Source organism: Bacillus sp. PAMC26543, assembly GCF_014250375.1.
GTDB classification, from domain to species: domain Bacteria; phylum Bacillota; class Bacilli; order Bacillales; family Bacillaceae; genus Bacillus; species Bacillus halotolerans.
On sequence record NZ_CP060193.1, the window covers coordinates 3,587,689 to 3,606,328 of the forward strand.

The 18,640-nt window shown below is 34.1% G+C and carries 21 protein-coding genes and 5 pseudogenes; 11 read left to right on the forward strand and 15 right to left on the reverse strand.

Translation table 11 applies throughout. The annotated features are described in order from the left end of the window. Positions 1–19: 19 nt before the first annotated feature. Complete coding sequence (locus H7F27_RS18060; RefSeq protein WP_185848258.1) at positions 20–721, forward strand: hypothetical protein; 702 nt, start codon at positions 20–22, stop codon at positions 719–721. A gap of 208 nt (positions 722–929) precedes the next feature. Here H7F27_RS18060 and H7F27_RS18065 read toward each other — a convergent pair whose 3' ends face one another. Then, complete coding sequence (locus tag H7F27_RS18065; protein WP_185848259.1) at positions 930–1,523, reverse strand: YdeI/OmpD-associated family protein; 594 nt, start codon at positions 1,521–1,523, stop codon at positions 930–932. A 514-nt stretch (positions 1,524–2,037) separates the two neighbouring features. Further along, a complete protein-coding gene (locus H7F27_RS18070) occupies positions 2,038–2,511 on the reverse strand; it encodes a hypothetical protein (RefSeq protein WP_185848260.1) in 474 nt (157 codons plus the stop codon). 109 nt (positions 2,512–2,620) lie between these two features. Between H7F27_RS18070 and H7F27_RS20970 the strand changes: the two are divergent. Further along, a pseudogene (locus H7F27_RS20970) lies at positions 2,621–2,804 on the forward strand (T7SS effector LXG polymorphic toxin); the annotation flags it as partial. A gap of 56 nt (positions 2,805–2,860) precedes the next feature. Here the strand turns inward: H7F27_RS20970 and H7F27_RS18075 are convergent. Both H7F27_RS18075 and H7F27_RS18080 read right to left on the reverse strand, forming a co-directional pair. Continuing rightward, positions 2,861–3,238, reverse strand: coding sequence for a hypothetical protein (locus H7F27_RS18075; protein WP_181000326.1), 378 nt, complete (start codon positions 3,236–3,238; stop codon positions 2,861–2,863). Between the two features lie 205 nt (positions 3,239–3,443). Beyond that, a pseudogene (locus tag H7F27_RS18080) lies at positions 3,444–3,652 on the reverse strand (tetratricopeptide repeat protein); the annotation flags it as partial. Between the two features lie 89 nt (positions 3,653–3,741). Between H7F27_RS18080 and H7F27_RS18085 the strand changes: the two are divergent. From H7F27_RS18085 to H7F27_RS21090, 4 genes are all read left to right on the forward strand, one after another. Continuing rightward, complete coding sequence (locus tag H7F27_RS18085; RefSeq protein WP_095714154.1) at positions 3,742–4,125, forward strand: VOC family protein; 384 nt, start codon at positions 3,742–3,744, stop codon at positions 4,123–4,125. 130 nt (positions 4,126–4,255) lie between these two features. Next, positions 4,256–4,594 carry an MmcQ/YjbR family DNA-binding protein gene (locus H7F27_RS18090; RefSeq protein WP_024120329.1) on the forward strand — a complete coding sequence of 113 codons (339 nt, stop codon included), beginning with the start codon at positions 4,256–4,258 and terminating at the stop codon, positions 4,592–4,594. Positions 4,595–4,823: 229 nt separating this feature from the next. Further along, entirely contained in the window at positions 4,824–5,285 is a 462-nt protein-coding gene (locus H7F27_RS18095) for a CarD family transcriptional regulator (RefSeq protein ID WP_024120328.1), read from the forward strand. Positions 5,286–5,626: 341 nt separating this feature from the next. Further along, positions 5,627–5,767 carry a BC1881 family protein gene (locus tag H7F27_RS21090; protein ID WP_103672005.1) on the forward strand — a complete coding sequence of 47 codons (141 nt, stop codon included), beginning with the start codon at positions 5,627–5,629 and terminating at the stop codon, positions 5,765–5,767. Positions 5,768–6,188: 421 nt separating this feature from the next. Here H7F27_RS21090 and cspC (H7F27_RS18105) read toward each other — a convergent pair whose 3' ends face one another. Both cspC (H7F27_RS18105) and cspC (H7F27_RS18110) read right to left on the reverse strand, forming a co-directional pair. Continuing rightward, positions 6,189–6,392 (reverse strand): cold shock protein CspC, encoded by a 204-nt coding sequence (gene cspC / locus H7F27_RS18105; protein ID WP_010333137.1) that lies wholly within the window; start codon positions 6,390–6,392, stop codon positions 6,189–6,191. An 899-nt stretch (positions 6,393–7,291) separates the two neighbouring features. Continuing rightward, positions 7,292–7,495 carry a cold shock protein CspC gene (gene cspC / locus H7F27_RS18110; protein ID WP_010333136.1) on the reverse strand — a complete coding sequence of 68 codons (204 nt, stop codon included), beginning with the start codon at positions 7,493–7,495 and terminating at the stop codon, positions 7,292–7,294. Positions 7,496–8,429: 934 nt separating this feature from the next. Here cspC (H7F27_RS18110) and H7F27_RS18115 point away from each other — a divergent pair. Beyond that, complete coding sequence (locus tag H7F27_RS18115) at positions 8,430–9,458, forward strand: Delta(5) desaturase DesA (RefSeq protein ID WP_101860328.1); 1,029 nt, start codon at positions 8,430–8,432, stop codon at positions 9,456–9,458. A 444-nt stretch (positions 9,459–9,902) separates the two neighbouring features. On the opposite strand, the gene H7F27_RS20980 is transcribed toward H7F27_RS18115, so the two are convergent. Beyond that, positions 9,903–10,256, reverse strand: coding sequence for a hypothetical protein (locus H7F27_RS20980; protein ID WP_024120326.1), 354 nt, complete (start codon positions 10,254–10,256; stop codon positions 9,903–9,905). Then, positions 10,253–10,486: a helix-turn-helix transcriptional regulator gene (locus H7F27_RS18120; protein ID WP_003240464.1), complete on the reverse strand. Its 234-nt coding sequence runs from the start codon at positions 10,484–10,486 to the stop codon at positions 10,253–10,255. Before H7F27_RS18120 ends, H7F27_RS20980 begins: the two co-directional genes overlap by 4 nt. A gap of 190 nt (positions 10,487–10,676) precedes the next feature. Here H7F27_RS18120 and H7F27_RS18125 point away from each other — a divergent pair. Together H7F27_RS18125 and H7F27_RS18130 are read left to right on the forward strand one after the other, a co-directional pair. Next, a pseudogene (locus H7F27_RS18125) lies at positions 10,677–10,987 on the forward strand (SMI1/KNR4 family protein); the annotation flags it as partial. Positions 10,988–11,466: 479 nt separating this feature from the next. Next, positions 11,467–11,781 (forward strand): YfzA family protein, encoded by a 315-nt coding sequence (locus tag H7F27_RS18130; RefSeq protein ID WP_101860327.1) that lies wholly within the window; start codon positions 11,467–11,469, stop codon positions 11,779–11,781. Between the two features lie 680 nt (positions 11,782–12,461). Here the strand turns inward: H7F27_RS18130 and H7F27_RS18135 are convergent. The 7 genes and pseudogenes from H7F27_RS18135 to H7F27_RS18165 all read right to left on the reverse strand — a co-directional run bounded on the left by H7F27_RS18135 (position 12,462) and on the right by H7F27_RS18165 (position 17,265). Beyond that, entirely contained in the window at positions 12,462–12,938 is a 477-nt protein-coding gene (locus tag H7F27_RS18135) for an HXXEE domain-containing protein (RefSeq protein WP_101860326.1), read from the reverse strand. Positions 12,939–13,382: 444 nt separating this feature from the next. Further along, on the reverse strand, positions 13,383–13,889 hold the full coding sequence (locus H7F27_RS18140) for a MepB family protein (RefSeq protein WP_041482140.1): 507 nt from the start codon (positions 13,887–13,889) through the stop codon (positions 13,383–13,385). A gap of 632 nt (positions 13,890–14,521) precedes the next feature. After that, the gene (locus H7F27_RS18145) at positions 14,522–15,046 is read right to left on the reverse strand and encodes an NAD(P)H-dependent oxidoreductase (protein WP_101860325.1); all 525 of its coding nucleotides are present in this window, start codon (positions 15,044–15,046) and stop codon (positions 14,522–14,524) included. A gap of 198 nt (positions 15,047–15,244) precedes the next feature. Next, positions 15,245–15,364, reverse strand: a complete 120-nt coding sequence (gene phrI, locus H7F27_RS18150; protein WP_076983188.1) for a phosphatase RapI inhibitor PhrI — start codon at positions 15,362–15,364, stop codon at positions 15,245–15,247. Then, positions 15,321–15,488, reverse strand: a pseudogene (locus H7F27_RS20985) (tetratricopeptide repeat protein); the annotation flags it as partial. The pseudogene H7F27_RS20985 and the gene phrI, both read right to left, overlap by 44 nt. Next, a pseudogene (locus tag H7F27_RS18160) lies at positions 15,465–15,698 on the reverse strand (lysozyme family protein); the annotation flags it as partial. The pseudogenes H7F27_RS20985 and H7F27_RS18160, both read right to left, overlap by 24 nt. 517 nt (positions 15,699–16,215) lie before the next feature. After that, positions 16,216–17,265: an amidase domain-containing protein gene (locus H7F27_RS18165; RefSeq protein WP_101860324.1), complete on the reverse strand. Its 1,050-nt coding sequence runs from the start codon at positions 17,263–17,265 to the stop codon at positions 16,216–16,218. Positions 17,266–17,350: 85 nt separating this feature from the next. Between H7F27_RS18165 and H7F27_RS18170 the strand changes: the two genes are divergently transcribed. Then, the gene (locus tag H7F27_RS18170) at positions 17,351–17,851 is read left to right on the forward strand and encodes a DUF4944 domain-containing protein (protein WP_101860323.1); all 501 of its coding nucleotides are present in this window, start codon (positions 17,351–17,353) and stop codon (positions 17,849–17,851) included. A 262-nt stretch (positions 17,852–18,113) separates the two neighbouring features. Continuing rightward, entirely contained in the window at positions 18,114–18,629 is a 516-nt protein-coding gene (locus tag H7F27_RS18175) for an ImmA/IrrE family metallo-endopeptidase (protein ID WP_024120318.1), read from the forward strand. The last annotated feature ends 11 nt before the right edge of the window (positions 18,630–18,640 follow it).

Here is an 18,640-nt window from a genome sequence, read left to right on the forward strand (position 1 = left end):
AATGGTGAGGGATGAAATAATGAAGAAACTGAGAAATATTTTTTATTGCAATGTTGTCCTGATGCTGCTCGTCTTATTGCTCGTTGGATGTACGGGCGGTAAGGAAGAAAAATCAAATAATGATTCTGCTTTACAATCTGAAGAAAATAATAATGAGACTGACGATAGCAACCAAATAAGCAAGGATGAATCAGAGACAACAACAGGATCAAAAGAATCCGCAACAAATGATTCAAATGAAAATGCTTCAAAAGAATCCTCAACAGATGAATCACAAGAAACCTCTTCAGAAGGAGCAAAAAACGAGGCGAACAGCGAAAAAGACAATGTATTGGCGGAATATTCTTCTGAGCAAATCGAATATGCCAGAGTTTGGTTGCAGCTTGGAGCAAATCAAGAGATAGATGAACTGAATGTTCGACATATTTCGGCTGGCGAACCAATCAATCCGAATGATGACACCAGTGCTGGCTATCCGGAAGATGTTATCCAGTTAGCAGGCTCTCGTTTAGTGGATGGATCAGTAACTTATAGCGGTAATGGCGATGGCAACATTAAAGTATACAATGTTCCTTTACGCTGGGATTCCTCTGATGATGTAAGTAAAGGCGTAATGCGGGAAGTGACTGAGGATATAATAAAAAATGTAAAAACAGTGCACGTTGATACAGGAGACAGTGAAAAAATAAAACGCCTCATTGACATAATGGCTATTCATTAATCAGTAATCGTTTTATTCTAACGAAAATGCCAAACAAAATAAGGGACGGTTCTTTCATGCATTGAACCGCCCCTCTGTATTTTTTTCTGACACAAGAAATACCAAGGGACTCAAAATTCTTGGTATCACGGTTGCCTTCACCCTTCAATGCTTCTTTCATGTAGGTTCATTGAAATTCACTTAGCAAAATGCCTTCCTGACGAATATACTAATCCTTTAATCCCTTTCCATCGAGAATCTTCTTCATATATTTTTCAACCCTTGACTCTCGAGTTTTGGATTGTTTGGCTTGAGAAAAATAAAGAATGTATGCTCTTTGCCGTCCCGGGGTCAATGCTTCAAAAGCCGTTTTCAAGGCAGGGATTTCATCGAATTTATGTTGAAGTTCTTCTGGAATGATGTATTCCGTATTCTTTTTAATATTCACCTCCAAACCGGCTTTTTCAACTTCAATGGCTTCATTAATATAAGCTTTCAAGATGGGTTCCATTTCAGCTATTTCCTGAACATTGGTGAACCGAATTTGGCGCGCCGCCTGTACATTCTCCGTTTGTTGGATGAGAATCCCATGAGGATCCTGTAACAAGGCGCCTTTGTGAAACAGAAGCGCACAATATTCTTTAAATCCATGTATTAAAACGACGTTTTTTTTATGAAACGTATAACAAGGATGCATCCACTTAAATTCTTCAGTCAGCTCACAGTCAAGAACGATATTTCTCAACCGCTCATATTCTTCCTTCCACTTTTCAGCTTTACTTAAAAATTCATCAACCTTAGGATTCGTTCTGCTATTTGTCATCAGGACCCCCTCTTTTCCAAACAGTTTGTTTTTTCATTACGTTAGATTCACCGGTTTAATCGGCTCTTCGCCCATCACGCTCTTGATTTTTCTTCATCCCCTTCCCCTTAATTGGTATTTTTGACATCACGGTATTTGTTTTATTCTCCTATCAGCAATGATATAGGTTCCGTCTTTATATGTATTCATAGATTAAGCTTAAGACGAAGTTTATGCAACAATAAAAAAAGACTCGGACAAGCTATTATAACAACGACAATAGATGTTTATGTTTCCCCAACAAACAAAGAGAAACTGCTGACCGTTTAAATGACTTACAGGTTAGGTATGTCCGGCAGTAGACAATTGCAAAACAAGCACAAAAAAATACCAAGGCAGTCAAAGCCCTTGGTATCATTGATGTTTACTTAGGAACAACCCTCAGTTAAGGTGAAAAATTAAGATGAAACAAGAAAAAAGCAAACGCTTTTACTTGATTTGAATATTTTTCTATTCCTATGAGAGTATTTTAGCTTTATCCTAAACTTAAAATTCTTTTTATTACATTAGGAATAACAAATGACCGTTTGATTTCTTTATTTACTTGAATAATGTCTTTTTGTGTTTTCCCATTCTCTTCCCAAGTGACTTCTACCTGATAATCATTGGTCGTATTTGGTGGATCTGCCATTATCGCTACTGCTATTTCTTTTGCATTCTTTGGTTCATCTGTTGCGTCACCTGATGCCTCAACAACACCATTTTCTTTAAACACAACCTCTTTTACTGAAAACTCAGAATCCCTTTTCCATGTAATATGAACCGCCCATAAGTCTTGCCTTGCAAGATCTATGTCTTTTTCAGGAGAATAGATAACACTCCATTTTCCATCTTTTGAATTACCCTTCAATATAGGAGGTTGGTGGCTGCCAGCATAAATAAACCATGCTAAAAAAACTAACAGTGCAGCAGAAAAAATAATTGTTAAAATAAACTTACTTTTTTTCATTTTTAACTCCAATCTTTCTATGTAATAAATAGGATGTAAACTTATTATATTCTAATATGAATAATTAATAGTAACATTAGGATATAAACTCATAGAAAAGATTGGACCAATGAAAGGATTTGAAGCAGATTCTTTGTTATCTGAAGCTTAAAATCGAGCAAAAGATTATAAAGAATTTGAAAAATCAAATGATAAAGCTAAGAAAAGCATTGGAGACTGTTGCTGATTTGCATGACAATGAGTTCTCTGGCAAAGGAACAGCATTTTATCACGATCATGTTGGTGATCAATGGAAGGCCTCTTTCCTCGACATTAGGGATAAAGCTTTTCAATAAAAGCAACTATTCTATTAAGATTTAACTTCTTTATTCCTATCAATTAATAAGGTTACTACAACACTAATTATGCTGACTAACGTTCCTAAAACAGAAACAAGAATGGTCAAAAAGCCATTGGGAATAAGAAATCCAATTGGAATCATCCCCAGAAAAGTGAAAACGATAAAACATTGATATACTCCAGATATTATTCTTACAACCATGTTGCCAAAAAAGGACATGGCTAATGGAGGGATGAATAAAAATACAACGATCCCAATGGATATCATTAAGATCATAGGCTCATCAAATGAAATGACATTATCTCCAGGGGAATCTTTAGCAGCCACTAGTATAACAACTATAGACATCATCAGTGTGAGTAAAACCAGAAAAAATCTTTTTAACATCGTTATGACTCCTTTTTTTATAAATGTGACTATAAACGGGTATCCTGCCTTTTTTCATTTTCATAACCACTTTATATATTTAATGAAAAAATATGCAGTCAAAACGCAGCTATCAATAATATTTATCACCACTTACTATTTAGACATAAATTTACATAATAGTAAATAACCACATTATATTCATATGTGACATTGCAATGCTTTACGTTTTTCTTTGCAGCTTCAAAGAATTTAAAAATTGTTCCTAAGCTCTTTCATATTTTCTAAAGAATCGATCAGGTTTCCTGCGACAATAAATTGGCAACGTATAATTTGGACAGTTTCTTACACTCCAAAAATGTTGAGTGCACGATTTGCATAATTCATGGAGAAATACGTTTGTTTCATATAATATACATAAGACACTTTGAAAAAAGTCGGAACAGGACTTCTGACAAATGTGTGGGTTGTTTTGCTTGCAGCCAGTATCATGCGTCATAAATATCAAAGGAGGCAAAAACAGTATGAAAATCATTGTTACCAGTATATTCGTACAAGACCAAGACAAGGCACTGGAGTTTTATACAGAAAAGCTGGGGTTTGTAAAAAAGGAAGACGTTCCTATGGGGAAATTCAGGTGGATAACACTTGTTTCTCAAGATGATCAAGATGGAACCGAACTTTCACTCGAACCGAATGAACATCCTGCTGCTAAGGAGTATCAAAAGAAGATATTCGCCGAGGGCTTCCCAGCAACAATGTTTGGCGTTACAGATATACGAAAAGAGTACACACGATTAATGGAAAAAGGCGTGAAGTTCACTATGGAGCCGACCATAATGGGAGAAGTCACAATAGCTGTCTTCGACGATACATGCGGCAACCTTATTCAGATCATACAGAAGTAACTTCATGACGTTCTTATATTAACACCTAATAGTCAAAACGATTAAAACAGATTTTACTTTGATATATAATGATCTTGGAATCATTGGCTCATTTATCTATACTCATAAATTATAATGGCGGTGGCTTATTATGACTCTGAATGAAATAATTGATTACTGCCTGTCTTATCCAGACACCTATAAAGACTACCCTTTTGGTGAAGGATGGACTGTGATGCGTCACAAAGGTAATAAAAAGTTGTTTGCGCTTATCTTTAATCTAGATGGTCATCTATGCATCAATCTTAAATGCGAACCTGAGCGCGCCAATTTTCTGCGCAGCATCTATAAGGAAGTGAAACCCGGTTATCATATGAATAAAGACCACTGGAATACCATTATTTTAGATGGTGCCCTCTCGAAAGAAACTCTAGGTGATATGGTGCAACATAGTTTCGAATTGACAAAGCCGAAGAAGTCTCATAGCTAAAACGAAAAACTGATCTATGTTAATTAGTCGAGGTTTCAGGATATACACGGACCAATTGACCTTTCCTTTATTGGAAATAATACACGTTCCGTATTGTTTTTGCTTGATCTGATTTATTAAAAAAAGTTATTGACAACAAAAATATTATCATGTTATTATTAAATATTTTGATTATCCACCTCCATGTATGGTAAGCTTAAGAAGGTTACCATACATGGAGGTGGATAATATGTTTCAAATTGGCGATAACATTGTTTATCCAATGCACGGAGCAGGTATAATTGAAGCCATAGAAGAAAAAGAATTTTTAGATGAAAAACAACAGTACTATGTCATAAAAATGTCAATCAGTAATATGACAGTTATGATTCCAACACGTAAAATATTGAGTTCAAGTATACGACCAGTTACTGATATACTTGCATTAAAACGCATTATACACATTTTTCAGCATGGAGAATCAGATAGGTTACTGCCGTGGAAACAAAGGTATCAAGTAAACACGAACAAAATAAAAACGGGTGAAATACTCGAAGGTGCTGAAGTCGTACGTGATTTAATGCGTATGAAGAAAGAAAAAACACTTAATTCAAGCGAAAAAAAAATGTTGGATAATGCATATGAATTTTTGATCAGTGAACTGGAAGTAATTAAAGGAATCACTGAAAATCAAATAAAAAGCTTCTGTTAAGGTTGATATTACATTCCAAAAACATTCTGAATTTTTCAGGAATATCATGATTAAAAGTAAATCATTTCAAAGACGTTCAACTTACTTTTAGAACATTAACCTCTTTTGTTATACCTACAATCTAATCCAGTTTTATGATTTACATTTCTTCTACGAACATTTGAAGTTTTATCAAAAAATTCGAAAAATAATCGCTTGATTTTTGTACCTGATTCACACTGGCACGGACAAGGAGCCGTAAGGATGGAAGAGAGGTAGGGCTTTCATTGTGTTAGGTATATCTAATTGATTATTTCTAGAAAAAAAATCAATCAATCTCCCCTCTTATCTAGAATTTCTATATCCACTGCGACAGTCACGAGTTAAAGAAACCTACTTCTAATAAGGATCCGTCTTATGAAAAAATTGAAGTTGGTGGAATTTTTGTAGATGGACCAGCTGTTATTTTAATTAATCAACAATACATAAAGATTGTTGAATGAACGAAGAAAAGGATGATTCTTTACGAAAAGGAATGATCCTTTTTGTTTACTGCTGGTCATGAATTAAAAAAAGAAGAGTGTCGGAATGATCATGGTTGACTCCCGTTTAGCGTGGCGCTTTTGGCGGTTGGTACACGACACATGTAGAGTTGGCTATTATTTTTAACATTTCGTGAAAGTTTGCTTCCTAATAAGATGTAGGTGTGTTCGAAAAGAAATAAATAACTTATATACATTACCGCATATTGTCAATCCAGTATGTTATACTTGTAAAGAAACCTTTGAAGCGTTAAATCTTTTTCTATTACCTGTACCATCTCCCTACTCGAACGTTGAGTAGGGTTTTTTATTGAGTTTTATACAGAGAACGCAAAAAAACAGGCCCCTATATTAAGAGCCTGTTTTTATCAACGAGTTTAGATTAAGAAGCTTTTTGAACGTTAGCAGCTTGAGCTCCACGAGCACCTTGCTCAACGTCAAACGTTACTTTTTGACCTTCGTCTAACGATTTGAATCCGTCACCTTGGATTGCAGAGAAGTGTACGAATACGTCGTCTCCATTTTCACGTTCGATAAATCCAAAACCTTTTTCTGCATTAAACCATTTAACTGTACCTTGTTCCATTTTTGTTGCCTCCTAGTGTGTTACCACACATTTTAATTACTATCCCTGCCCAAAGTATCATCTAGACGAAAAGTCAATATTCATACTATCCTTTACACGAACAAAAATAATCTTTCTTTATCATAGCACGAAACGGAAATAATGGCAATCATATTATCGTTTTAATCATGGCATATTTGATAAAGGTGTGGATACTGTGCAGAAGCGGTAAGCGAAATAAAAAATGTCAATAATCCCGTATCGAATTTGTAACATGATCTAAGAGGGCTTATTAATATCTACGGTTTGATACTCCCGTGAAAATGAATCACGAGTGTGTACTTCATTATTGATTGTTTAAAAAATTTCTTAAAAAGCTCAGCTGTTTCTTGTTCAAGTGCAAGATATTCTTTTAAAAGCAGGGCTGTTCACTAGTAAAGCTTTGTTTCTACAGACGTCTCCAAACTGTCACTCATTGTTTAGTCCCGTTTGCCAAGAATACTTGGACCACAAATCATCTTCCTTTTCTTCATTACCACTTTCCAAAGCCTTTTAATCATTTTGACACACAACATTCAATCCATATTTACGGTAGTATTTCCTTACTTGTAATGTTTTGCTCCTCAATCAAGGTTCACGGTCGAAATAAACCGATTCCCACAGGTTAGTGAAAAAAGAAAGAATAGTATGTAGTTGTATTCGAAAAGAAAAATAAATAATTTATATACATTCCGCATATTGTCAATCTAGTATGTTATACTATAAACAAACCTTTGAAGCGTTAAATCTTTTGCTATTACCTTGTAACATCTCCCTACTCGAACGTTGAGTAGGGTTTTTTATTGAGTTTGAGTATTATACAGAGAACGCAAAAAAACAGGCCCTATATTAAGAGCCTGTTTTTCTATAAACATTTAAGATTAAGCAGCTTTTTGAACATTAGCAGCTTGAGCTCCACGAGCACCTTGCTCAACGTCAAACGTTACTTTTTGACCTTCGTCTAACGATTTGAATCCGTCACCTTGGATTGCAGAGAAGTGTACGAATACGTCGTCTCCATTTTCACGTTCGATAAATCCAAAACCTTTTTCTGCATTAAACCATTTAACTGTACCTTGTTCCATTTTTGTTGCCTCCTAGTGCGTTACCACACATTTTAATTACTATCCCTGCCCAAAGTATCATCAAGACGAAAAGTCAATATTCATACTATCCTTTACACGAACAAAAATAATTCTTCTTTATCTTAACATGAAACGGAAATAAATGCAAATTAATATTATTGTTTTATTTATGGCATTATTTGTTAAAAATGCAGAATAAGAGGCCTTCATTAACGATGGTTTGAAAACACCTTGAAAATGAATCACGAGTGCCTTCAGCCCTTTTTCTTTGCTTAATCGTACTTCATTATTGATTGTTAAAGATTTCTTTACAAAGCTCAGCTGATTCTTATTTAAGTGCTAAAAACAGGGCTGTTCACTGGTAAAGCTTTATTTCTGCAGATGTTTGCAAACGTTACTCATTGTCTACCCCCATTTGCCAATATGCTCAAAAAAATAAAACTTGATCTCAAATCATCTTCCTTTTCTTCATTACCACATTCCAAAGCCTTTTGAATTAAGCAACTAGGAAATTCAAGGTCTTCCAGCTTACTTTATTTTGACACTCAAAAATCAATCCATATTCTACAATTGTAAAGTTTGTTCCTCAATCAAGGTTCACGGTCTAAATAGATCGATTCCCATGGGGGAACAGGAGAGAGTTTGGTCCGATAAAGAGATGGGTATAATCTTTATACGACTTTTGTTTCCTGGCTGTCTCTGCTAATTAAGATTTAATTAAGCTGGAAATCAGTTTTACATTTCCAATCATTTTACAGAGGGATAGGAAAACCGATTCATTTAACAGCTTTTGAAAAGGATCCTTAGCTGGCTGGCGAGTTATAACAAAACCATGATACGTATCATATATGGAGTATGACAGCTGGGACTTCAAAGGGAATAAAACGTTTTCTATACTGAGCTTAAGAACATTAGGAAGGGGAAACTTTAATATATGAGTAAAGAAAACCTAAGGACTTTGAGAAAACTGGTTACCCCTTACGAAAAGTCCGATTTACAAAAAAGTATTTGTCAAATCATTAACACATTGGGACCATTTTTTCTGTTATGGTTTTTGGCATATAAGAGCTTGTCGATTTCTTATTTTCTTACATTAGCAATTTCTGTCGTTGCGGCAGGGTTTTTAGTGAGAACCTTCATCATCTTCCATGATTGCTGCCACTATTCCTTTTTTAAGAACAGAAGAGCGAATCGAATCCTTGGAACAATAACAGGAATTCTGACTCTGCATCCTTTTGATCATTGGGCACACGATCACTCTGTCCATCATGCGACAAGCAGCAACCTGGACAAACGCGGTACAGGCGATATTTGGGTACTGACCGTTGAGGAGTATAAGGAAGCCTCAACCAAGACAAAAATCATGTACCGTTTGTACAGAAATCCGTTTGTCATGTTTATTATTGGGCCGATTTACGTCTTCGGGGTGACCAATCGTTTTAATCGTAAAGGGGCAAAACGCAAAGAACGGATGAATACGTATGTAACGAACCTGGGGATCGTCGCTTTGGCAGCACTTTTATGTTGGGCTATCGGCTGGCAAAACTTCCTGCTGGTTCAAGCGCCAATTTTTATGGTATCGGGATCCCTCGGAATTTGGATGTTTTATATCCAGCATACGTTTGAGGATTCTTATTTTGAAGAAGATAAGCATTGGGAATATATAAAAGCAGCAGTGGAAGGAAGCTCTTTTTATAAGCTGCCAAAAATCATGCAATGGCTAACAGGCAATATCGGTTTCCATCATGTTCATCATTTAAGCCCGAGAGTCCCAAACTATAAGCTTGAAGAAGTACATAACAGCACTGAACCACTGCAAAACGTTCCGACCATTACACTGGCAACAAGTCTGAAGTCGTTAAAGTTCCGCCTATGGGATGAAGAAGGCAAAAAATTTGTAGGTTTTAGCCATTTAAAAAAAGCTCCTAAAAGCCAAGTATCAGTGCGGCTAAAAACGGATTAAATAAACTCCCCTTAATCGAGATAAGGGGCAGTGTATCTTGCAAAATAAAAGTGCAGACTCGCGCAAAGGTTTTGTGCAGAGGTCAGCACTTTTTTAATGCCAGGATACACTTGTAACAAAAAAATAATACCAAAGGTGATTAAACCCTTGGTATTATTGGGATGCGGCCGAGAGGACTTGAACCTCCACGAGTTATTCACCCACTAGACCCTCAACATAGTAAATCCATATCATTGATTATGAAAGCTTGCTTTCATTACACTTTCTAACTCCACTTTACATCATTTCTATAAGTTTATATAAATATGGTTAATAATTGGTGAGCAAAAAAAACGCCCTATACTTCCCCACTTCTCCAAATCTCATTATAAATTGATTTCATATTCGTTCCCTCTCCTAAAACAATTAAAACTACAGAGCCACTATCTTTCTCGGTAATTGAATTTACAAAAAATCTTTTTTATATCGAACGGCTAGATAGATTGCTGAAGCGAAGAATGCAATAGAATACTTAAATAAGAAGAAAACTTGCCACATATATTCTTTTGGGAAAATCAAGTCGCACAAAATTAGTGCATATAACATACAGAGGCAACCTTTTAAAGCGATTTGGTTTGTTCTCTCGTCAGTCTTACCCATTTTTTTATGAAATACGATTGTCAGAATCAATCCGACTACAAGCAATACAAATCCGCTGCCAATGAGAATACTCCAATTTCCTTGAGAATGTTCAGCCCAGGACTTTAAAGGGGAAAAAATTGCGTTAGTGATCGTATCTGAGATCGAATTCATTTTCATTTTTGATCATTTCCTTTCTCATAAGTAAAAATCTCGTTTACATCCACATTAAAAAATTCGGCAATTCGAAAAGCTAACAGAAGAGTCGGAACATAATTTCCCTTTTCCATTACAAAGATGGTTTGTTTGGAAACCCCGACTTTCTTTGCTAATTCTTGCTGAGACAATCTGGCAAGTACACGATATTCATAAACCTTATTTGAGATCGAATCACCAAAATCTTTCTTCATGACCATCACCTCTTGAGCCAAATTATAAACTGACCTTATACAAAAGTAAAGTAAACTTATACAAAAATATAAAATACCTTTATGTTTACCTAAATTACTTTGATTTAACATGAACCTGATCGCATAAAGAACCTGATAAAATTCATGATTTTGTTAGGTTCGATCTGGTGTAATTTATGTTTTATAAGTTCACGGTTTTGGTGTCGCATACGGAACAATGATTATTGGTTATGACTCTGAAGGCGCTGAAGTTGTAGAGCAAACCAAAGAATACAGAGCGTTCTACAATCTTATACCAGGTCTTGTTGTTATTGAGTATATAGATAAATTTTCTTATTGTCTTGATACAAACAGAATGGTAGATGGAGAGTGTCTAGTTATTCTTTGGGATAAACATAAGGATATGGATATACAGCTGCAAGTAATTTTCTAGAATTTCTTCTTCAGCGACTAGAAAAGGGTAAAGAGGATTTAAATGAAGATGAGGATTGGGAAGATTAATCTTTACACTCCCTCAAAATAAAGATTTTCCTCGAAATTGAATGATTACAACATAAAAAAACCGTACCAAGATGTTTTGGTATGGTTTCTAAGATAGACCCTCAACCTAGTAAGAACGTATCATGGGTTACAAAAGCTTTTAATCAAAGCATCTGTTTATTTTATTTACACCAATTTTCATCATTTTTTATGAATTCTGGGCACAAATGAGGTACCTATTAGAGACCAACGGAACTCTACATTTCATCAAGTGTTATGTCACTCATTGCCCTGTCGTAAAAAAATAATTCTAACTTTAATATTGCTCCCATTCTTGCTGTGTATGCAGGTATCTCTCCGCATCAACTTCCTTCAATATCTGAACAATTATCTAGCTTGGTTTCAAGTGTTAGAATCCATCAACATTAGATTATGAAACTTATTCTTTAATTTTCCGTATATCAATATAAAATGGTATCTAATGCAGGGAGGAATATTAGTTGGCTGAAAAGCAAAAAAGTGTTCCATTTTTGAAAAAATATTGGGTTTCTCAAATTGGTGTATTTTTATTGTCACAGATAATTTTTATTACATTTGAAACAACAGGATGGTTACCTAATTATAGAGAGATTGATGGAACACTATTTGGGAGAATTACGGAATCGTCAATTTTTATAGACTGGTTTACTTTTTATGAAACACCACAATTAAATTTACTTACTGTCTTTTTTGGCGTCTTCTTTCTTGTGCCTGGAATAATAAGTGCATTAAAAAACGTATTTTCGCCTAGACACTATAGTAATAGCTCTAAATAACCGTGATTAAAAATAAATATGGTTTATTAAAATGAATAAAGTTTGAGAAGAGTTGTACTTAAAGTAACGGGTGCGTTAGTTGAACAATTCAATGTTATAAGAATGGAACTTCCATATATTTGGGGTTCTATTTTTTATAAGTAAACCAACATTAAACCACAACCATTTAAAAAAAGCTTAATCAAAAAGAGTAAGCTTTTTCTAATTATTTTAGTAACCTATGCCCCTACCCTATCTGCAGCCACTTTGACTTCTGTACTATGATCACTTTGCAAATAGTTTTCTTGAATTTCTTCTTCAGCAACTTAAAAAAGGTAAAGAGGATTTTGACGAAGATAAGGGTTGGGAAGATTAATCTTCCCATTCCAAATAAAGTTGTTTTGGGGATTGAATAATTATAATATAAAAAAACCATACCGAGATGTTTTGGTATGATTTTCTAAGCTAGACCCTCAACATAGTAAATCCATAACATTGGTTATGAAAGCTTGTTTTCATTAGACTCTTTATATTTATTTGCCATCTTTTCTATACGTTTACATCAATTATGGTTTAAAAAATGGTGAGCCAAAACAATGAATGACCTTGCATTTTTTCATCTATATTGATTAAGAATTCCAATTTCTTCCTTACGAATAAAAGTTTCACCTTCTTCCTCAATTCTAATCAAATCAAACTCATTAAGAAGATACTTTATCACCAACTTTAAATAATAATGGAATAAGTGCTAATAAAATAATTCCTACAACCAACGTAGATATTATTAACTCCTTCCATACAATCAAATTCTTTAAAAACATTTGATAAATAACTAATGAGTTTACTGGAATGTTAAGCAATAAGCCCGTAAGAAGTCCAGGTGCATACTTTTTCATTAAAACAGTTGCAATAAGATGTGGAAAAATAGCGTTGATAACCATAGAACCTAGAAAGCCAATGAAAATCCATTTTGCAATATCTGATTCTGGCATATATAAAAAACCAAATGCAGATAAATAAGCCAACATAGTTATAACAATGACAGCAAAATGAAATTCATTTGAGGTTACTGGCTTTTGAAACTTTGAAGGTTGTTGTGACCACTCAGGTAACCAAATAGCTTCCTCAATATTATGCAGTGTAATAGCAAAACAAAAAAATACTACGAAATAAACCATCTTTCATTTCCTCCTCGGTGCCACGTCTCTTAAAGGAATCAACCAATATGGTTTGGCAACATTATACTACATATGAGGGTGATCTGATTGGTGTTAAAAGACAGAAGAAGCTGCCTAAGTAGTTGCTTCTTTTTTATATGTGCAATAACGTGTTGTTGGTGTCAAGTTCGTATAGCTACACATACTTGATAGTCCAAGAGGATATCAGCATAGAATGATTAACAATTTCTGAAAACATCCCTTTGTTTAAACATAAGCAAAATCCCCATAAGTAACAGTACTTCCTATTGCTATGAGAAAAACTGAAAAACACCGTTCTGATGAGTAGAACAGTGTAAAAAAATATTCCTTATAGAACGGTTGTAATCTTTTATTTTATTATCTTATTTTTTTAATGACTCTGCTAATTTTAAATGTTGATTTCCTACTCAGGTCTATCCAATTTTAGTTAGAATATAGCTTTAATAGTTCTTGTACTGGAAAACTATTTGTATTGTTCACCTCAACAAAATATGCTAACTGCCATTTTTGTGTTTCGATAGCTTGTTTGCTAGTGGGATTATCCCATCTAGGGTAAACTCTAATTGCCATTTTTCCTTTTGTAGTAGCTGTTTTAAGGATATTTTGTTTTACAAGAACTTCTTTTGGAAAAACGAATTGCCCAAAATTATTACTAGTAAAAGTATTGATAACCAATAAATCAGTAGCCTTTTCATATGAAAAGGCTTGGTTTTTATTATCCCCATCTTTTTCCCAAAAAGCAACAAACTGTCCTATCTTGTTAGGTGTTTTTTTTGCTACTCTAAATCTAACCGATTTTGAATTTAGTTGAAATATACCAGCCCCATAATCTGAATTTTGAGCTTCTTCTCGAATAGCATTTATAGTTAAGTGATTTGGTTCATAAAAAATTTTATTTACATATGCTAACGCCTTATAAAATTCATCCACTGCTTTGTACTCCTTATTTTTTATACTACATAATCCAATACCTTCTTGAATAGAATGGCTAATCATTGAAGTTATCTTTCTTATAAGTGAAATCCCAATATAACTCTCCTTTCAGACTCAACAACAAAACTTTATGTTTAATTAAGGCTACGCATCGATCGACAAAAGGTTTCGAAATAATGAAGTTCCTCAAAAAAAGGTAAGTAAATCATGACTTGCATTTGGTGCCATGTCATGAACTCCTAAAGGAGATTTAATAACTCCAACAACAAAAAAAGATACCAATATGTTTTGGTATCTTCATCTAAATCGAGTCCCTCAACCTAGTAAAAACATATCATGAGTTACAAAAGCTTTTATTCAAAGCATCTGTTTATTTTATTTATACTTATTTTCATCATTTTTCATGAATTCTGGGCACAAATTGGGCACCTATTAGAGACCAAGGAACTCTACATATCATCAAGAAATATGTACTCATTGCCCTGCTGTCATTAATGTTAAGCCCTCGCTCTATGCCCCCCTGCATTCAGTATTCGATGTAACTTTGAAATAAAGTTTGATTAAAATCTTACACAAACCCTTATTTTTACAACACTTCATTTGTTTCAGCTTCCCTCGCGAATACCGGATCAATGCTCAGCTTTAAGATAGTCAACCAATTTCTCCGCACTGTTCTTAACATCTTCTTTTGAAAGGTGAAGTGTCCCATATTGTGTAAACGCAGGAAGAAAACGCATTCCTATATAGTTAGCAGTGACTTGAAACGGTCTGATAAGCTCGCTAATCGTGATATTATAGTCTCCGCCTGCTTGATAATCAGATTCCTGTGCGCCTAGGGAGATAGCTAAGAGTAGTTCTTTTCCATGCAATTTCGTTCCTCCAGTTCCAAAAGCCCAGCCATGTGTTAACACATCATCTTCCCATTGTTTGAGTAACGCGGGACTGCTGTACCAATACATTGGGAACTGAAAAACGATACGCTCATGATCTAACAGGAGCTGCTGCTCTTTTTCTACATCAATGATAAAATTAGGGTATTCACCGTACAGGTCATGAACCGTAATGTCATTCTCTTGTTTTAAACGATTCATCCAGGTTTTGTTGACAACAGACGTTTCCAAATTAGGGTGTATAACGATAACTAATGTTTTCATTTGACTGATCATCCTTTCTTCGCCGATTAGTTATTATTGCTTTTACGATAATGAATTGATTCTAATTTTAAAATATCAACTTTATTTACACTTATTTTATCATTTTTCATGAATTCAGGGCACAAATTGGGCACCGATTACATTTATAGCCCAAAAAAAGCTTAACCTTTTAAAAAAGATTAAGCCTTTTTAGTACCCTCATGCGCCTACCCTATCTGCAGCCACTTTGACTTCTGTACTATGATCACTTTGCAAATAAGTTATTGAAAATACACTACTTAAAATCACTGCTGCCAATAGAATCCGGCTGATTTTCATTAATAATCTCCCCTTTTTTAATTTTTCGTCTTGCTTCTATACTCATACGATAATATTCATTAGAGAGCATTAAATTTCCTTGTTCATGAAGATAATCAGTGACTTCAATCGAGTTTTCTGGGTCAGTTATGGAGTTAGGAGGTAAGCCAATACTTTCGGAACTTTGCATAATATCTAAAGAACGCCCACCACTTTCTTGCATGGTGAGCGCCATAATAATATTCACTTGGTCAAAAACACCTTTCTGACGGGCATATTTTTCGTACACAGCCCTAAATTCTTTCCACTTCCCCGGTGCAATGCCAACCGTTTCATATTCGCCATCTCCGCCGCCTCCTGCTTTAGTGAAATGGTTATAACCACTATTGCATGCGGTGAATAATAAATTATTTAAGTATAAACAAATAAACCATCATCATTGTAGAGACACCAGTAGATCATTTAAAAATAAACAAAATAATACCAAAGGTCTATAACCCTTGGTATTATTGGGATGCGGCCGAGAGGACTTGAACCTCCACGGGTTATTCACCCACTAGGCCCTCAACATAGTAAAATCATATCACTGGTTATGAAAGCTTGTTTTCATTACACTTTCTAACTTTGCTTTACATCATTTCTATAGGTTTGTATGAATTATGGTTAATAATTGGTGAGCAAAAAACACCCTTACTTCCTACTTCACTAACTCTCATTATGTTCACATGATATGCAATTAAGTTGTTAATTTTTCAGGAGTAAAAATGGAGTAAGTTTTCATTATAGCTACTATTCAATAATCCACCATAACGGTTTTTTATACAAAAAAAAGAACTAGTCATATTAAGCAACTAGTTCAATTTTTGTTAGGATTAGAATTTGATAACTCTATATTTATAATACTTTGATTTCCAGTCTAATTCTAAATGTGCATATAAGTGTGCACTAGAATGTGCAGAATATCTTGGATACCCTTTATAAACATCATAGATAACTGCAGTATGCTTCCATTTTTTAGACGATTTAGAGTACATCTGAATAACGTCACCTGTTTTCACATACTTTGAAACATCCTTAGGACTTGTTAAATTGTATACTTTATGTTTTTTTGTACCGGCCCAATATGTATAAAAATCCGAAACAACAGTCCACGAAGTTGAATATGTTCGTGCGGCACTTTTAGGCACTGATTGATTGTACCAACCTTTTGTTGTTTTATGATGACCACGATTAAAGCTGAATCCAGTAGTATTCATAGGCATTCCACCAGCTAAAACTACCTGTGAAGCATAGTTGGTGCAATCTCCTCCACCACTACTTTCGCCATAATATCCATATTTACTCGTCTTCTTATTCCAATTGTTAACCATGTATTTTTTTGCAGCCGATCTACTGTAACTAGACCCCAATTGAGTTACAAAAAAGGAATTAGAATTAGTACTTGCCATATAGTCAATTGGAATCTGACCTGATTCTTCTTTAATTTCTTCAACTTTTGCTTCAGCTTGTTTGTCTTCTTTTATATTTTCTTGTTGTACTTGTTTAACCGTTTCATTTTCAACTTGTTTAGGAAGATCAAAGTTTTCAACCTCTACTTCACCATTCTCATCCTTTTTTTCTTCTTGGGCGGCGTACTTAGCCAATTCCTCTAAATAAGTATCTGAATAGACTTCCATTAAAGAAAAGTTATAACCTGATTTTGTTATCTCATCGGCTTTTTCATTTATACCTTGAAGAAAATTAATGTAATCCTGAGAATTAATGTTATAATTCAAATGTTGTGCTTTTAAATACTTTTGGACTTCGGTTTCCCCTTGCTTAACTGTTAAGTTCTCATTTTCAGCTTCAGCTGCATGAGCATTATTAAGGAAAGTGAAACTCAAAGCTGATGTTACTATAAGACTAAGTGCAATTTTTTTCATTTGTTTCTCCTTATTTGAATTTATGGTACTATCATATAGTAATTACTTTATGAGGAAAAATCAATACATTTTTTGGAGGTTATTTATGAAAAAGGAGTATAAAAGACCTGTTTTATTTACAATTTTTGCTTTGGTTATTATTTTCCTAGTGTTTTTCTCATTAAAAATCTATAACCATTACAATCTCGTATATCCTAACTGGGAAGGTAAAAGTAAGGATCACAACTGGGAAGTAGTTTTTAAAAAGAATGAAGATGCTCCAAAAGAGTTTAGCGGGGAGATTCTTTGGATTGGTGATAAAGATAAAACTGATAAAACTTATATAGAATCCATAACAATAATGAAAGATAATAAAACACTTCTTGATACTTCAGATTTTAACAGCGATATCCCTATGAAAGATTATTCAGGTGGTACCTCTAGCGATGGATCAGCTAAAGAAAAATCATTTTCATTTTTAGAACGTTTAGAAGAATCTGATCTAAAGGGATCTAAGATAACGGTTCAAGTGAAATGGAAACAAGAGAAACAATCATTCAGTACTGAAAAGTTCGTTCTTTCAAAGAAAACTTTATTTAATCATTAATTCTTTGAATTTATTCTAACCAGTTCTTTATCTGAACTGGTTTCTTTTTATGAAATTCTTCAGTATAAAGGTTTTTTCGGAATTGAATGATTACAACATAAAAAACCATACCAAGATGTTTTGGTATGGTTTTCTATGATTGACCCTCAACATAGTAAATCCATATCACTGGTTATGAAAGCTTGTTTTCATTACACTCCTTATATTGATTTGCCATTTTTCTATACGTTTATATGAATTATGGTTAAATATTGAAAGAGTGATGAACATTTACACTTCAAAAAGTATAAAACACAAAGCACAAGAAATTATTAAAAAAAATAAAACAAACAATGTAAGTATCATTTGTAACAATTTAAGAATTTTTCATTTAGAAAGTGATCTAGGCAACGTAAATGGCTTCCTTCAATACTGTGAAGAGGAAGATGAGTACATTATTCACATCAATGAAAATGCCAGTTACAGAAATTTTATTATTGCCCATGAACTTGGGCACTTTTTCCTTCACAAGAAATTGAATTCTTTTAAATTGTCAAATTGTTCACTTATCTTGGAAGAAAAGTTAGAACATCAGGCCAACATATTCGCTTCTGAACTTTTGGTGACTGATAAAATGATTCGAGATGCAAATATCAACTTCAATGAATATACGTTAAACGACATTGCAACCTATTTTAAAGTCCCTACTTTTGTAATCAGACATAAAATTGAGCAGCTGAAATTTTCTTCTTCAAGAGGTTTCAACGTTTTCGATAATAAACTAATAGCACAATTCTAAGGAGCAAAATA

Coding starts and splice junctions, on each gene's coding strand:
- H7F27_RS18095 (WP_024120328.1), top strand. CDS start 4,824: ATGTTTCAAATTGGCGATAACATTGTTTATCCAATGCACGGAGCAGGT.
- H7F27_RS18170 (WP_101860323.1), top strand. CDS start 17,351: ATGAAAAAGGAGTATAAAAGACCTGTTTTATTTACAATTTTTGCTTTG.
- H7F27_RS18085 (WP_095714154.1), top strand. CDS start 3,742: ATGAAAATCATTGTTACCAGTATATTCGTACAAGACCAAGACAAGGCA.
- H7F27_RS18145 (WP_101860325.1), bottom strand. CDS start 15,046: ATGAAAACATTAGTTATCGTTATACACCCTAATTTGGAAACGTCTGTT.
- cspC (WP_010333137.1), bottom strand. CDS start 6,392: ATGGAACAAGGTACAGTTAAATGGTTTAATGCAGAAAAAGGTTTTGGA.
- cspC (WP_010333136.1), bottom strand. CDS start 7,495: ATGGAACAAGGTACAGTTAAATGGTTTAATGCAGAAAAAGGTTTTGGA.
- H7F27_RS18065 (WP_185848259.1), bottom strand. CDS start 1,523: ATGACAAATAGCAGAACGAATCCTAAGGTTGATGAATTTTTAAGTAAA.
- H7F27_RS18120 (WP_003240464.1), bottom strand. CDS start 10,486: ATGAAGAAAGATTTTGGTGATTCGATCTCAAATAAGGTTTATGAATAT.
- H7F27_RS18060 (WP_185848258.1), top strand. CDS start 20: ATGAAGAAACTGAGAAATATTTTTTATTGCAATGTTGTCCTGATGCTG.
- H7F27_RS18115 (WP_101860328.1), top strand. CDS start 8,430: ATGAGTAAAGAAAACCTAAGGACTTTGAGAAAACTGGTTACCCCTTAC.
- H7F27_RS18135 (WP_101860326.1), bottom strand. CDS start 12,938: ATGGTTTATTTCGTAGTATTTTTTTGTTTTGCTATTACACTGCATAAT.
- phrI (WP_076983188.1), bottom strand. CDS start 15,364: ATGAAAATCAGCCGGATTCTATTGGCAGCAGTGATTTTAAGTAGTGTA.
- H7F27_RS18075 (WP_181000326.1), bottom strand. CDS start 3,238: ATGTTAAAAAGATTTTTTCTGGTTTTACTCACACTGATGATGTCTATA.
- H7F27_RS20980 (WP_024120326.1), bottom strand. CDS start 10,256: ATGAAAATGAATTCGATCTCAGATACGATCACTAACGCAATTTTTTCC.
- H7F27_RS18090 (WP_024120329.1), top strand. CDS start 4,256: ATGACTCTGAATGAAATAATTGATTACTGCCTGTCTTATCCAGACACC.
- H7F27_RS18165 (WP_101860324.1), bottom strand. CDS start 17,265: ATGAAAAAAATTGCACTTAGTCTTATAGTAACATCAGCTTTGAGTTTC.
- H7F27_RS18175 (WP_024120318.1), top strand. CDS start 18,114: ATGAACATTTACACTTCAAAAAGTATAAAACACAAAGCACAAGAAATT.
- H7F27_RS18070 (WP_185848260.1), bottom strand. CDS start 2,511: ATGAAAAAAAGTAAGTTTATTTTAACAATTATTTTTTCTGCTGCACTG.